Here is a 14,807-nt window from a genome sequence, read left to right on the forward strand (position 1 = left end):
AGATGACGGATCATCGATGGAACAAGACAACAATTACGAGCTCAACCTGAGCTGGCAGAAAAAGAGCGTCGCTTTCTTCAATCAGTTGCGAGAGGAAATAGCTGCAGACAAAAGTGTTTACCTGTATTGCCTTATCACAACCATCCTGCTTTATGCCTTAGCAGTGTACTTAAAACTCCCAGTTCAATACTCATTTACTACCTACCTCGAAACTCTTTATTTAGCTTGTTACAGCGCAGGGCTTGTGTGGTGCAGTTACTACTATTTGTATCTGCTTGTTCGCCGAGAAAAACACCCCACCAAACAGTTTCTGTGTAAGCTCAAAACCATCGTTTTCCCACTCAGTCGAACCTGCTCAATTCTGATTTTGTTGTTGGCGCTCAACATCGTCTTTTCAAATTACACCTTCTTAAAATCCATCATCCCCTTGCTACACCCTTACGGTGTTGATCAGAGCTTGATTGAACTCGACCGCTGGCTACATTTTGGCAACGACCCGTGGGTGATTACTCACGCTATTTTCTCAAGCCCTTGGGCATCTCTGGCAATCAATACCGCCTACAATGCTTGGTTCTTTTTTATGTGGGTGACGCTGTTTTTCTTTGTACTGTACAAGAAGGCACGAATGTTACGCTTGCAGTTTTTACTCACGTTTCTGCTAACTTGGATGATCAACGGCAGCCTATTTGCGACCGCGTTTTCATCAGTAGGGCCGTGTTATTTGGAGCTTTTGAACGGTGATGATCTTTTTGCTCCTTTAATGCAGAGATTGAACGAGCAAAGTACGTTTTTAGAAAGCGTTGGCGCATTTCCATTATGGGCTTTACAAACTCAGGATTACCTTTGGCAAGGCTATGTAACGCAGGTAAATGGCATCGGTTCTGGCATCTCTGCCATGCCAAGTATGCACGTATCCATTGCGGTATTAATGGCGCTATGCACTTACCGTCTCAATAAAACATTGGGATACTTTGCCTGCGCTTTTGCGGTCATCATTCAAATAGGTTCGGTCCATTTGGGATGGCATTACGCGGTTGATGGCTATTTTTCTGTGCTTTCAACCTTGGCGATTTGGAAAGCGGTAGGATGGGCGCTAACGAGCCGTACTCCCCAAACAAAAGTTACTTAACCAAAAGTTACCTAACGTTATAAACTCACCATCAAAAACCCAAAATAAAAAGCCACTCTCGCCAAAGCAGCGGAGTGGCTTTTTCATTGAATATTTACTCTGTCAGATAACGGCTGTGATTGAAGAAATCGCCTCTGGTTTCGTTACCCTATTGTAAGAACACTTTTGATGTATCTTGTCGCTCACGAACTATCGCAAGAGCGCGCTCTAGGTTTTTGTTGGCTAACTCATAGTAGGCCGGGTTCTTATCAATCGCTTGCTGCAAGTAAGGAATCGCTTCGTCCGGCTTGCCTTGCAGAATCAAAAAGTACCCCACGTTATTTAATGCTTCAGGCTCGGTCATATGACGGCTGAAAATGCTCAGCGCTTGTCTTGGTTGGTCTTTCGCAAGCGCAATCAATCCTAAGTTGTTAATTGCCCTTTCATCACTCGGTTTGATGCTCAAAGCCGCTTGAGTAAAGTGCGCCGCTTTTGAGTACTCTTTTTCCATGTAGTACGAGTATCCCAAACTGACTAATGCGTTAACGTTTCTCGGGTCAATATCCAACCCTTTTCTGATCAGTGCTTGTGCTACGCCGTGATCGCCACGGACGTCATACAATACCCCTAAACCAGAATACGCAGCCACTGGCGATTTATCGTCGTAACGATAAGTGGCTACAGACTCTGCCGTGATGTTGTCGTTGGTGATGTTCGGGTTGCCTTTCATACGGATTTGGTCGGCATTAAGTGCGCGAATGTAATAACTCTTACCGACGTCTTTTTCTCCACGCTTGGTGTACAGCGTGCCAAGTTCTTGTAAGGAGCCAATGTTGTCAGGATTTTCTGCAAGCGATGCACGAAAGGCTTTATCCGCCAGTTCGTAGTTCTCGCGAGCTAAGTGAATACGCCCGACGGTGTATAGCGTTTTGTCCTTATGCACCGCGTTAGGGAAAGAAAGGGAGCGAATGTATTCATACAATGCCAAATCGACATTTTTGTTGGTAAGCGCAATATCACCGCGCGAGATAGCCTCTTCCTCAGTTTTGGGCGGCTCATCATTGGTGAGCGACTCAACGGGTTTGCCAGAATACAAGCTGGAATCAAAATCGGATGCTTGTTCATTTGTTGCACATGCAGTGAGCACCAACAACGAGATGATGACGTATTTCTTAATCCACAACATAACTATCCCTATTTTTATCTAATTAGAAAATGCCTCAGCCAATGAAATTAACGCAGGTCCGATAGCCACAATGAAAAAGCATGGCCAAATAAATATCACCATTGGAAACATCATCTTGACTGGGATTTTTGCAGCAATTTCTTCCGCTGCTTGTTGGCGCTTATCCCTGTAATCTTCTGTGTATTCACGTAAGGAGTTGACTAAGCTCCCCCCAATTCGAGATGCGTGGCTAAGCATACTCACTAGCCCCATCAACTCTTCTAAACCAGTTCTTACTACCAGTTCTCGTAATGATTCAGGCATCGGTTTACCTGCTTGAATCTTGTTACATACCGTATCTACTTCATCCGCAAGTTCAGGGTGAGAAATGACTATCTCGTCGGCAACACGACGTAACGCAGCATTAAACCCAAGCCCTGATTCCGTACAGACCACCAGCAAATCAAGCATATCTGGCACACCAGCACGAATCGCTTGTTGGCGCTTGTTCACCATACGGCGCAGCATAAAATCTGGGATCAACAAACCAACAAATGCGGACAAGGCCATGTAAGTGTAGAGGTATTTCGACTCTGGCACCGTCAAGTAGACCAAAACGGCAATCATGATGCCCAAAATAGTGGTGATCGACTTAATGGCGTAGAACATCGACAACGGTTACTTTGATGGAAACCCGCATGCATCAGTTTGTTGCGTGTGGTTTGGCGTTCTTTTTCACTGGTTGGCGAGGTTAAAGGCGCAAGAGACTCCAACGTATCGGCCATTTTTTTGTTGTGCGTTGGAAGCGGTTTCTTATCACCTGACAACTCTGCAAGCTTGCGCTTGATAGGCGAATTGACCCCGACGATGATGGAGCCCAACGTCATCACCACGAGTACCGTCGTGACCAAGATAAGTCCCATCAGTAAGGTTTCTTGATTAATGGCAAAACCGTTCAACCATCCTTGAATACTTTCCATGGCTACACCTCAATATTGACGATTTTGCGAATCCACAACGTTCCGATAAACAGAGCTACCATCCCACCAATGACCATTTTTATCCCCATTGGATGAGTGTGCAGCAGCTCGATGTATTCGGGCCGAACCAGAGAAATGATCACGTACAACGCGAAAGGTGCTAACACCAGCACCCACGCTGACATGCGAGATTCCGCTGAAATGGTTTTGATTTTTCGTGCCAGTTTGAAGCGAGCACGCAAGATATGAGATAGCTTTTCAATGTTCTCCACCAGGTTACCGCCCGTCTCTTTTTGCAATAGCACGGCACTGGAAAACGCAAGCATGGAAACCGTTGGTGTGCGCTCAGACATTTGCATGATGGCTAAACGCAGATCGTAACCATAATTGAGCAAGTTGAAGGTATTCAAGAACTCAGGGCCAAGTGGCGCGCTGACTTCCCTGCCCACTTCGCCAAACGCTTGAGTAATGGGCTGACCGGCTTGCAATACACGTTTGATGATGTCTAAGGCCTCTGGTAATTGCTCCTCAAATTTCATCAAACGGTCGGCAATTTTCTTTTGCAGATAAAAGTACGCAGAGACCCAACAAGCAACCGCAACCCCAGCGCACAAGTACCAGACTTGCCCCCACAAATAGAGCAGTAAACCGACCGCAACCCCAGATAAAAAGGTGAAGAAGATAACGCGGCTGAACCCCATCGAAATACCCGCGAGTTCGAGCTTTTTCTTAAAGCTTTCAAACAAGCTAAAGCGTACTAACCATCGCTCTAGTGGCGAGAGATTCTTCAATGAGTTTTCTCTTAGCAGCGAAATACTCTCTTGATCGATATGCTTGTGGCTTTCGTGAATTCTCTTAATGAGCTGTTTGTGTTTCACCTTTTTACCCGCCGAAGGCAGGATCAAAGCTTGGCTAATAAAGAACACCGACAAAAACAGCAAAAGAAGAAATAGGGGGAATTGACTTTCCATAGCACACCCTCCTAACGGACTTTTTCGTTAAATATTTCAAATGGAACGTCTAAGCCTCGTTTAATCAATTGATCATGGCAACTTGGCACGATGCCTGTTGCTATGTAATCCCCTAACACATTGCCATCTTGATCCACCCCTCTTCTCTGGAAGGTAAAGATCTCGGACATGGTGATGACTTCCCCTTCCATGCCGTTTATTTCCTGCAAACTGACCATGCGGCGCTTACCGTCTTCCTGACGCTCCATTTGCACCACGATATTGATGGCTGACGCGATCTGCGCCCTTAAGTTTTTTGTCGAAACGTTCCAACCCGCCATAGAGAACATGTTTTCAATACGGCTGAGTGCATCCCTTGGTGTATTGGCGTGAATGGTCGCAAGTGAACCGTCGTGACCAGTGTTCATCGCAGACAACATATCGACCGCTTCCGAGCCACGCACCTCACCAATCACAATTCGGTCAGGACGCATACGCAGTGAGTTTTTCACCAGATCACGCTGGGAGATTTCACCCTTTCCTTCAATGTTGGATGGGCGTGTTTCCAAACGAATAATGTGCGGTTGTTGCAACTGCAACTCGGCCGAGTCTTCGATAGTAACGATACGTTGGTCACTCGGAATGAAACCAGACAGGATGTTAAGCGTGGTTGTTTTACCTGAGCCTGTACCGCCCGAGATAAGAATGTTCAGTTCCCCGACAACGGCTGCATTCAAGAATTTGCCCATTTCTGGCGAAAGCGAACCAAGCCCTAATAAGTTGTCCATATTCAAACGTTCGACCGCAAAACGACGAATGGATACCGAGGGCCCATCAATGGCAAGTGGAGGGATGATGGCATTGAAACGAGAGCCGTCTTTTAGACGCGCATCCACCATAGGCGACGCCTCATCAATACGTCGACCTACTTGGCTTACAATGCGGTCAATAATGTTGCGAAGATGGCGCTCATCCAAAAACGTATGCGGCGTTTTTTCTAGCTTACCAAAGCGCTCTACATAAATGTTTTTAGGGCCATTGACCAAAATATCTGAAATGGTTGGATCTTCAAGCAGTGGCTCAAGCGGCCCAAGACCAAACACTTCATCTTCGATTTGGTGGATCACGCGGTTGCGCGCTTCTGAACTTAAAGGATGCGTTTGGTCTTCGGCGATCAACTGAATCACCGCTTCCCTTAACTCTTCTTTCGCGCGATCTTCTTGCAGATGTGATAACAAGCCAAGGTCTAAAGTATCCAGCAATTTCTTATGGTAGTAGTGCTTAATAGCCAGATCTTGCTCGAGCTGTTTTTTCTGCTCTTCAATCGCTTTCAGTTTCGCTTCAACCGGCGTTAATGGTTTGTTTTCACTGACGTAATCTTCGTCTTCTGCTTTCGCAGCAAGATCGACCTTGACGACTTTCGATTCTTTTTCTTCATCTACGGAATTGAATGAACTCCCGACGCCTTTCCGTTTGAAAAACATAACTCCCCCTTACTAAGAAAAGAATTTCTTAATCCAACTTTGGTGCTCTTGTGTTGGGCTTTCTAATAAGTGCGATATTTCCGCTAACGAAGCTTTTAAAGCACTATTTTTCTTAGATTGAACAATTGGGTTACCTAAATTGGCGCTCTCTATCGCAATAGCAAAATTATTTGGAACTAAATGTATCGCATGGCCACCAACTGCGTTTTCAATATCTTTTAAGGATATTGTTGATTTCTTTTCAAAACGATTAACTATGAGTTCAACCTGATGATTACTTAAACCATAGTCTAATTCTAATGAACGTATATAACTGACCGCATGTTTTACTGAGGTCACATTCTGCTGCATGATCAAAAATATATGCGTAGCAGGGGAAACAATCTGTTGATAAACATGATCCACGCCATGAGACAAATCGACAATAATATGCGAATAAAACTGACGAAGAATAGGCAAAAGCTTACTCACTTGAGCCGCATGCTTATGATTATTTCTTGGATCATTTTGATTAAAACAAAGATAATTCAACCCTGAAGGATGTTGATAAACGAGACCTTCTAGTGACAATTCATCTAAATCGTTTACGGAATCAATCACATCGTTGATGTTATATTTCGGCTTACAGTTTAAATAATCCGCAGCATCACTGAACTGCATATCGAGATCAATCAGCAATACTTTACTTTTGGCGTAACTTGAAAGTTCAATAGCCGTATTAGTTGCTAAGGTTGTCGCCCCAGAACCGCCTTTGGTATTGATAAATAAGGTCAAATCACCCATTTGCTTATTGGAAACTTTTTCCTCAGCCGTCGATTTCAACAATGGGTATAGCTCGCCGAGTTCAACTGAACGCGAGAAATAATCTGTCGCGCCCAGTCGCAACGCCATTTTGAGTGAAGCGGTATCGCTTTCATCACCGAAAACAATTAATGCCGTATGGCTGTGCTGTAAACTACTGTCACTGGAATAAACATGAGCCACTTTTTGCGCCCAGTTTTCCCCGGTTTCAATATAAATTAGATCAGGTATTGATTTGCTCTTAACCAAATCAATATTAAATAAATCCAGCTCTATCCAATCGACATTGACATTGACGCAACCAGATAATTCATCTGCTATATGAAGTTTAAAATTGGACGTAGAATAGACTACCCAAACAATCAAGTTTGTTTTTAAACTTTTATATGTTTCGTCATTTATTTTTACTGGTTTCAACATAAAGCTACTCCATTAGCAATCCGTAATAACATTGGCACCTTCAGGCCTTAGTATTCCTAAACTCTCGGCAGGCAATATGGTTTCAAAAGCTGGAGTACTCCCTACTGCATTAATTAAAGCAGCTAAAACAAAAAACTGAAAAGTATAATTAACCGCCCTTGCTCTAACGTATTTGATTTGTGCAAATTGCGCATTTAATACGTCACTCGACGCAGGTGGTGTGGATAAAAATCCAGAAACATCAACGCTTGCACCAGCTTCATCGAGATAATCAATCTGCAAATTACTGGCGGTGAACCCTGATGGGTAAAGGTTAGACACCGACGGCAAGCTCGGAATGTCATCCCTATCGGCGATGTAACACACGGTCGCAAGCCTTGCAGCTCTTCTGGTGACCTCATTGACCATTTGCACGGAAAAAAAGTACACCGCAAACTCCATGATCAAGAACAGCACCAATATCACCGCCAGCGCTATCAACGAGAACTCAATTTGAGTTACCCCTTTCTGTTTCGCTATTAATCGTTTCATGGACCTGTCCTCATAGACGTGGTCGCTCCAATGCTAAATTGCAAAGAAGTGCTCGAAAAAGGTAAGGTCGAAAAGATTGGCACGTAATTGTAAGTTGCTGACAATGTGACCACTTTATTTGTGTCGGTTGGTTGAGTAATCACAATGTCATCCACGCCAATATAGTCGATTACTGGAGTGGTCGATGCGGTTGGTGAGCCGTATACCACCACGTTTTTGATTTTGGTTTCATCGGCAATACCTTCAAAATCCAACGTGCCATACGTGTCCACCACCGCATAGCGAGCGCCATTTTGCAGCGCTTTATTGACCTCGGTGTACTGAATAAAAGCACGACAGACATCGATAACCAGAACCGTAAGCATCAACAACACTGGCAATGCGAGAATAAATTCAATAATCGCAAGCCCTTCTTGGTGCCGACCTCTTCTCATTTGAGTTTTGAATTTCAAATACAACATATTAAGAGGCTCCGCTGAATGGATCTTTATATAGCTGGATCCGGTAGAAACCTTTATCGGTTGGGTCTGTTCCTGTTGAACCGTTATTGATCAAGCAATCGTAAAGGAACTGCCCAAAGACAGATGCTTGACCAGAATTACTGACTTTTTGTAGCAAAAAGAAGCAACCAAATCCCAACACATCGAAGTCGGACTTACCTGTCGATTCTGTACAATTAACGATTGGGATACGTAAGATTCGGCGTCCGTTAGAACCACCATCACCTGTGTAACTGTCGTAATCACAAGAACCGCCACTTTCACAAGAACTCAGCTCCTGACGATAGTTGGCGTAATACAAGTCACCCGCATATTCAGCGTCGGTTTCAGCCAAAATATCAGGCTCTCTTACATACTTATCTGGTAAAACCGTACCGTCGTTTTTAATCGGGCCAGAGAAGTCGTTAAGTCTTACATTCAACCCTTGCGCAACGGGGCCAGCGCTATTACCTGGTTTGGTTGTCACGGTATTCCCAACGGCTGCGCAACCGTTGTAAGCACCAGACAATGCATCACGAACCAAAGCCGCACCGCTATTGCCAGTCGCTTGACCAAAATCGAGCAATTGAAAGTTACCCGGCCCCATATCGGTATTATTCTGATCGCCAACTTTTAACTCGTGCACAAACGACGGATCCATATCCACATTCGGATCATAACCCGGTGGACGATACCCCCATGCGTCTTCAACCGTACCATTTGGATCGCCACACATCGCAATCGGCGTTAAGTTACATGTGTAAGCAATCGCCGCGCTTCGTCCCGCAACGGCACTGGCCGAAACGTTCTTAACAATCCCAAATACAGCACTCAGATACTGAGAAATCCCCATGTCAGTTACCGCGACGCGAACATAAATATCGTACTCGCCTGTCGGTGGCGTAAAGCTCGCCGCATTTACAAATGTCTGCATGTCGTGCGAGAACGTCACGGATGTGTTGCCGTCGGTAAACGACAGCTCAGTATTACCTGATTCCGATGCGATGCTGCTTAGCGTTGCGATAACCGCAGCTTCAGCTTGATCAACATCTTCCGTTTTATCTGCAACCACAGCCCCGGCGAGTGCCGCCGTGTCAACCGCATTCTGTAGGCGTGTTTTGTTGAGTACTTGATGGTTTAAATCAATACCGAACGCAGCAACGCCTAACAGAATCAGCAGAACCATACTGATGAGCACCAAGGTGATCCCTTTCTGGGTTCGCCTTGTTGCTGTCTGCATTTTCCTTCGCATAGCCCCTCCTATAAGTGAACGAATCACTTATTTTTCTTTGGCTACCCCGTTATTGTTGTATACCTCTAAGCTGACCTGCGTGCGCTCACCGCTTCCCTCTGGTAGATAACCTAGGTTTTCATACCATGCTTCCGGATTTAGCGTTTGTTCTGCGCGCAATTGGCTTACCGAGATTCCAAGATCAGGGTCATTCGCACAGCCAAAAAGCCGAATGATGTGAAACAAATGGTCATGATCATTATGCTTTTCATCTTGCTCTCCATTTATAGACTGTGCCCAAACTTGCCCTCAGAGCCACCTTCTGACGAACCGTACTGATTAAAATTATTGTTTGTATCTTCTTCTCTGATGTCATTGAGTTGATAGCGGTCGAAATCGAGTTTCGCGCCTTTACCCAACAGATAGAACTCCACATCGTTTGGAGCTACGAACCCATCGGTCGGCAGAGTCACTCTGCGTCTATCGATTGGCGTCGCTAATCGTGGTGTTACCAAAATCACCAGCTCGGTTTCACCAGATGTAAACTCTTCACTCTTAAACAAGCGTCCAAGTACTGGAAGGTCACTGGCTCCCGGAATACCATCTGCAACGTTACGCGCGTTTTCACTCAACAAGCCTGCGATACCGATCGTTTGTCCGTCCGCTAATTCGATTGTGGTTCCCGCGCTACGCTTAGTGATTGGCGGAATAAAGAACGTTGCGTTGACTTCGTTCGGATTAAACGTCAGCACACCAGAGTTAGAAATTTCACTCACGTTGACATTGAGTTTCAGGTTGATTCTCTTATCACTGAGAATGAAAGGTACAAAGTCCAGTTGAACACCGTACTCTTTGTAGTCGATGGTAATGCCATCTTCATTCGGTACAGGAATTGGGAATTCACCACCCGCAACAAATTCCGCTTGAGTACCACTTAGTGCAGTAAGGCTTGGCTCTGCCAACACTTTAGCCACACCGTTTTGCTTCGCGACATCCAGAGCAAACGTAAACAAAGTATTGCTATCAATGAACGATCCCAAGAAGCCGAAATCTTCCACCGTTGGCACATTTAAAATCGGGCCAATGTTGTCGATACCGCCACCCGCGGTTGTCGCCCCCCAAGTGAAGTCACCGCTTTTTTGGAAGAAATGGAAGTTCGAGTCAAAACGTCTTACTAATGAACGCTGCACTTCCGCGACCGTCACTTCTAACGTCACCTGCTGCGCGCCACCAATAGAAAGCAAGTTAATGACTGAGCTTTCATCATCTTTCGCGTTGTCATCTTCTTCATCAGCGGCATCACCTAAAGCAAAGGTTTCGGCAATTTTGACGGCGATATCCATGTTTTGCTGACTGCTGACCAAACCTCTGAGAACGACTTTCTCTTGAGCGCTATGCACTTCGATACTTTCGTCCGGTAAGAACTGGAACAACTTAGATTTAAGCGTATTTAAATCGTGAGTGACTTCGACATTAAACTGTTCGATCAATCGGCCACGACTATCCCAAACCGACACATTGGTCGTTCCTAGTTTTTTACCAATCAAGAACAGTTCATTCGATCTTAGAACCACGATATCCAAGACTTCTGGATCCCCTAACGTCACCTTTTTGGCCTTACCTGAAATCACCAATTGTGTAGATTGATGATGCGCAACAGAAACAACTCTTCCAGACTGCGCGGTTGCCGCATGAACAGACAAGCTAACAAAAAGTAACTGGCTAACGAGTAATATTATTGTTTTCATAATTCACCTAATTACTGACTCGGACACTGGATGCCTGAGATCCCTTAATGATGGTCACACTAGGTCGAGGGGTATATTTTTTTGCAACAACAGGTTTATCGACTTCATGAGGGTTACGCAAAGCCAGTTGGATCTCACCCTTGCTGTTAGCAGAAAGCAGTTTTTCCGCTTCTTTGGGGGTGACTTCCAAGGTGACAGCACGAACGATCACGGGTTTGTTGTCGTTAGTTTTTGCTGTTTGGTCGACTGCTAATACATTGATATTTTTTAACACCGTGAGTGTGGTCGCTTGCTTGCCTTTGCCATAGCTCACCGTGCTCAACACATCCACTTTGTTACCCGGCAGTAGGAAACCTGCTACGCCGATAACGCATTTACACGAATGGTGACTGCTCGCTTGTTCTCAGGAATTAAGGCCGCAAGCGTTGCGCCCTCTCCAGGTTGAGCAAGACGATTAGGATTAACTAACTCGCCCGCGTAAATGGTGTTTGCAACGATACGCCCCAAAGCTTGCTCAGGCACTTTGAGTGTTTCGTCGTCTATCCAGTCCACTTCCATTAACTTGGTGGTTAAATGCTTTTCATCCAAAATGGTGCCTGGCTCCAGCTCCATCGTAGCGACTACAACAGGGTGACGTTCCACCTCTTCGAGCTCTACTGTTGGCTGGTTTCTGCCGTCCATCCATTGTTTGGCAATTAATACGGCAGCAAGGCCGAAAACAATGGAGAGCAGCAATAACATGATGACTTGAGTCCGACTCATAATTTAAATCTCCCTATTCATCCACTGTGAAGTACAGTCCCCAGGCACGAGTTAATATGTCTGACGAGACGATCTTCTCTTTCCCTTCGAACACCAAAATATCTCGGCTAATGCCCAATAAATCTTTTGGTAAGCAAGGGAAGTAAGCGACATCATTGTCACGGTGTAGTTGGCTTAACGTTTCGAAAAACTCTGGTACTAACGTCATCTGATAGTCTTTGGCGAGAGACATCCACAAGGCTTGATAGTCAGTCAAACTAAGCGGTTTAAACTCGATTTTGTAACCAAGACGACGTAAAAAAGCAGGGTCTGCAATTTTGCTCGGTGCAAAGTTGGATGAGAAAGCCAATGTCAGCATAAATGGCACGGTAACTTGTTGACCGTTAGGCAGTGCTAGATGGTCGAACAAATACTCCATCGGCACAATCCAGCGGTTCAACAATGCATCAACGGGCATGGCTTGACGTCCTAAATCGTCAATAACCAAAATGCCGTTGTTTGCCATCATTTGCAGCGGCGCAATCCAAACTCTATTGTGCTCGCTATGGTTAACTTCCAACATATCCATCGTAAGTTCGCCACCGACTTGGATATTTGGTCTTTCACACAGAACCCAGCGTTTGTCGTAATGCGTTTCCAACTTAACGAATACTTGAGAATGGGAGTTGTCTAAACGACGGTGATGGTGCTCGGAAAATACTTTGATGATGTTGCCATCAGCATAAATAGCGTAAGGAATGAAAACCGACGTACTCATCGCATTCAAAACACGCGCAGCCACATAACTCTTACCAGTACCAGCATGCCCGTATAGCAGCATTGCTCGACCTGAGTTAATCGCCGGGCCAAGCACTGGAATTAAATGCTCGGAGCCAAATACATCGGACAGCGCACGCTCCACATCAGCGCGCATGATCGGGTTTTTACGCAGATCTTGCCCTTCCACAACCGTCCAATAATCTTCCAACGACACAGGAACTGGGCCAATGTAGGGATCTTTTCGATAAGCAATATCCGCCTCAGCCAAACCAAATTCGGTAAGGCTATATCGAACATTAGAATACGAATGACTTAGTTTGTCTGACGCAGGTTGATACACCTCAACCCAACTGCGTTTTCTCAACTGCGCGAGTGCAAGCTCAACGATGTTTGAAACCACACACAAACGTTGAGTCAGTTCAACTAAATCACATTTGGGATAAGCAGCCAGATGTTTCAGAACTAGGTTTTCAACGACTGAAGCTGGGATCCCAAGACCTTCCACTGCGGAAGGCACCTTTGGTGGATTGATTTGTGGCACTAGTTTTTCCCAATACGCAGAGCCCATCATACTTCCCCTCTTGAAGTTGCCTAGTCAACTGATGTCGTATGTTTTTCTATTTATAAGTATTAGTGCGTGTAGGAGAAATAAGCTAATCCGATTACGATTACAGGCGCGAAAGGAATCACTAGTGGCTTATTAGACCTAAAGCCTGGTGTAACTTTTTCAATGCAGTAGCCCTTGACCTGATGAGTTAGAGCAACGCTCGTTGAAGCAATGTGAAGCATCAAATAAAAGATGCCAACAATTCCCCCTGCGAGAATAATTCCGATAGACGCTTCCCACAGATTACTCAGTCCCAGCCATGCCCCTATGACGGCGAGTAATTTAACGTCTCCTCCAGCCATTGCTTTAATGAGGTAGAGTACAAAGCACACTGCAAACGCAACCAGTCCACCATACGCATGATCCAAAAGACTCACGCTCGGGCTGTACAATACGTTTGCAGTGACAGCGACCAGAAGCAACAAAATGGCTTTATTAGGAATTCTGTGCTTCTGGGCGTCTGATACACCTATCGCAATCAACAATGACCAAATGACTAACTCACTAAGCATTACGAGTTGTTGATTTGAGATGCTACTGATGTGAACTTGCCTGACAACGTAGTCCAGAAACCAGACGTTAGGAAAGCAGTTACAATCAGAGCGGCGCCCAAGATGTATTCAAGCAGTGTTAGACCTTCTTCATCTTCCATGAAGTCCTTGATTAGGTTGCGAAAGTTGTCCATAAGTTTATCCCCTTGTTTAACATTTTCTCGCTTGTTAATGATGCAAGTGCATATCCACCTGAATCATGATTAAACCTTAGTCACCGAAAAAATGGGGAGTTAGGACTTTTTTGCCAACGACTAGTACTTTTTTGCCCACCTTGTGTTTAGCGTCAAAATGTATCAAAAATGAGACACAAAACCACACCATATGCGACATATCTCACACTTGCAGTATGAATTAATAGACCTAAGCTTAAACGAAAGGGTGAGTTATTGATTTCAAGGAATGAGACTCGACTTACACCGCATGGACAACGTTGTTTCGACTCAAGCTGAAAGGATGTCATATGGAAAGAGTGACAAAAGCTTATAGGATTGGAGAGCCGTTACACACTCTGCCTGAAGAATTTAAGGCAGAGTTTGAGCAGCATTTTGATTTGCTAGATTGCAGCAACGACATATCAGTATTGAGTGATAAAGAGTTTTGCTACTTCTTTTACTACATCACCCATGACCCAACCGACCATGCCAAAAGCATTGCTACCCTTTGTGAAAACCTTGATAAGAAACTGATTGTTGTCACAAAAGAAAATACCGAGTGTTGCTTACCGCCAAGTCACATCACCGCTGAGTGTTATGAGCTCAATGAAAATACGCTACCAGTGTGGCTTTCTCAAGCTAAGCTCAAATACTTTTTACACGCCAAAGTCGATGACGCTCAAATTTCTGCGGACAATATTTTTTCCCGCAATGGTAAGTCCAATTTCTCAGATGTCGTCAATTATATCGCCAACAATGTTCATAAAGACCTAAGAGAAGAAGAAGCCGCGGCACTGTGCCATTACTCTCCGACTTACTTCTCAAAGGTGTTTCACCGCAAAGTTGGTATGTGTTTTCGTGACTATGTGACTGCGAAACGCATTTCATTAGCCAAAAAAATGCTGATCGAGAACGAATCCATGAAAATCGCGTATATCGCTTACCAATGTGGTTATCGCGATGTCTCGTACTTTTCTCGTATCTTTAAAAAGAAAACGGGGCTTTCTCCGGCGAATTATCGCCAACAGTTTTAAGCTCAAATCACAGCGTTTTTTGCCGATCTAACGCTAACTTTC

13 protein-coding genes and 3 pseudogenes are annotated in these 14,807 nt (G+C 44.8%); 2 read left to right on the plus strand and 14 right to left on the minus strand.

Annotated features, from left to right (window positions below):
* The first annotated feature begins 16 nt into the window (after positions 1–16).
* Positions 17–1,129, plus strand: coding sequence for a phosphatase PAP2 family protein (locus tag NL646_RS13850; RefSeq protein WP_140389106.1), 1,113 nt, complete (start codon positions 17–19; stop codon positions 1,127–1,129).
* 148 nt (positions 1,130–1,277) lie between these two features.
* Here the strand turns inward: NL646_RS13850 and NL646_RS13855 are convergent, their stop codons facing one another.
* From NL646_RS13855 to NL646_RS13920, 14 genes and pseudogenes are all read right to left on the minus strand, one after another.
* Positions 1,278–2,291 (minus strand): lipopolysaccharide assembly protein LapB, encoded by a 1,014-nt coding sequence (locus NL646_RS13855; RefSeq protein ID WP_021447697.1) that lies wholly within the window; start codon positions 2,289–2,291, stop codon positions 1,278–1,280.
* Between the two features lie 21 nt (positions 2,292–2,312).
* Positions 2,313–3,253 (minus strand): annotated as a pseudogene (locus NL646_RS13860) (type II secretion system F family protein).
* 2 nt (positions 3,254–3,255) lie between these two features.
* On the minus strand, positions 3,256–4,224 hold the full coding sequence (locus NL646_RS13865) for a type II secretion system F family protein (RefSeq protein WP_005456615.1): 969 nt from the start codon (positions 4,222–4,224) through the stop codon (positions 3,256–3,258).
* A gap of 11 nt (positions 4,225–4,235) precedes the next feature.
* A complete protein-coding gene (locus NL646_RS13870) occupies positions 4,236–5,687 on the minus strand; it encodes a CpaF family protein (RefSeq protein ID WP_005456652.1) in 1,452 nt (483 codons plus the stop codon).
* A 12-nt stretch (positions 5,688–5,699) separates the two neighbouring features.
* Positions 5,700–6,908 (minus strand): AAA family ATPase, encoded by a 1,209-nt coding sequence (locus NL646_RS13875; protein WP_005494112.1) that lies wholly within the window; start codon positions 6,906–6,908, stop codon positions 5,700–5,702.
* 12 nt (positions 6,909–6,920) lie between these two features.
* On the minus strand, positions 6,921–7,439 hold the full coding sequence (locus NL646_RS13880; protein ID WP_005494108.1) for a TadE/TadG family type IV pilus assembly protein: 519 nt from the start codon (positions 7,437–7,439) through the stop codon (positions 6,921–6,923).
* Positions 7,436–7,873 carry a TadE/TadG family type IV pilus assembly protein gene (locus NL646_RS13885; RefSeq protein ID WP_086375074.1) on the minus strand — a complete coding sequence of 146 codons (438 nt, stop codon included), beginning with the start codon at positions 7,871–7,873 and terminating at the stop codon, positions 7,436–7,438. Before NL646_RS13885 ends, NL646_RS13880 begins: the two co-directional genes overlap by 4 nt.
* Positions 7,874–7,901: 28 nt before the next feature.
* Positions 7,902–9,170, minus strand: coding sequence for a TadE/TadG family type IV pilus assembly protein (locus NL646_RS13890; RefSeq protein ID WP_253664341.1), 1,269 nt, complete (start codon positions 9,168–9,170; stop codon positions 7,902–7,904).
* A gap of 27 nt (positions 9,171–9,197) precedes the next feature.
* A pseudogene (locus tag NL646_RS13895) lies at positions 9,198–9,421 on the minus strand (hypothetical protein).
* 12 nt (positions 9,422–9,433) lie between these two features.
* The gene (locus tag NL646_RS13900; RefSeq protein WP_005456668.1) at positions 9,434–10,897 is read right to left on the minus strand and encodes a type II and III secretion system protein family protein; all 1,464 of its coding nucleotides are present in this window, start codon (positions 10,895–10,897) and stop codon (positions 9,434–9,436) included.
* A 7-nt stretch (positions 10,898–10,904) separates the two neighbouring features.
* Positions 10,905–11,659: pseudogene (gene cpaB / locus NL646_RS13905) on the minus strand (Flp pilus assembly protein CpaB).
* A 13-nt stretch (positions 11,660–11,672) separates the two neighbouring features.
* Entirely contained in the window at positions 11,673–12,986 is a 1,314-nt protein-coding gene (locus NL646_RS13910; protein WP_005456587.1) for a hypothetical protein, read from the minus strand.
* A 62-nt stretch (positions 12,987–13,048) separates the two neighbouring features.
* Positions 13,049–13,537, minus strand: coding sequence for a prepilin peptidase (locus NL646_RS13915; protein ID WP_253664342.1), 489 nt, complete (start codon positions 13,535–13,537; stop codon positions 13,049–13,051).
* Positions 13,537–13,710, minus strand: coding sequence for a Flp family type IVb pilin (locus NL646_RS13920; RefSeq protein WP_005494099.1), 174 nt, complete (start codon positions 13,708–13,710; stop codon positions 13,537–13,539). Before NL646_RS13920 ends, NL646_RS13915 begins: the two co-directional genes overlap by 1 nt.
* 329 nt (positions 13,711–14,039) lie before the next feature.
* Here NL646_RS13920 and NL646_RS13925 point away from each other — a divergent pair, with 329 nt between their 5' ends.
* Complete coding sequence (locus NL646_RS13925; RefSeq protein WP_253664343.1) at positions 14,040–14,765, plus strand: AraC family transcriptional regulator; 726 nt, start codon at positions 14,040–14,042, stop codon at positions 14,763–14,765.
* The last annotated feature ends 42 nt before the right edge of the window (positions 14,766–14,807 follow it).

It is taken from the genome of Vibrio sp. Y20_XG_PY13 (assembly GCF_024181925.1).
In the GTDB taxonomy this organism is placed as follows: Bacteria; Pseudomonadota; Gammaproteobacteria; order Enterobacterales; family Vibrionaceae; genus Vibrio; species Vibrio parahaemolyticus.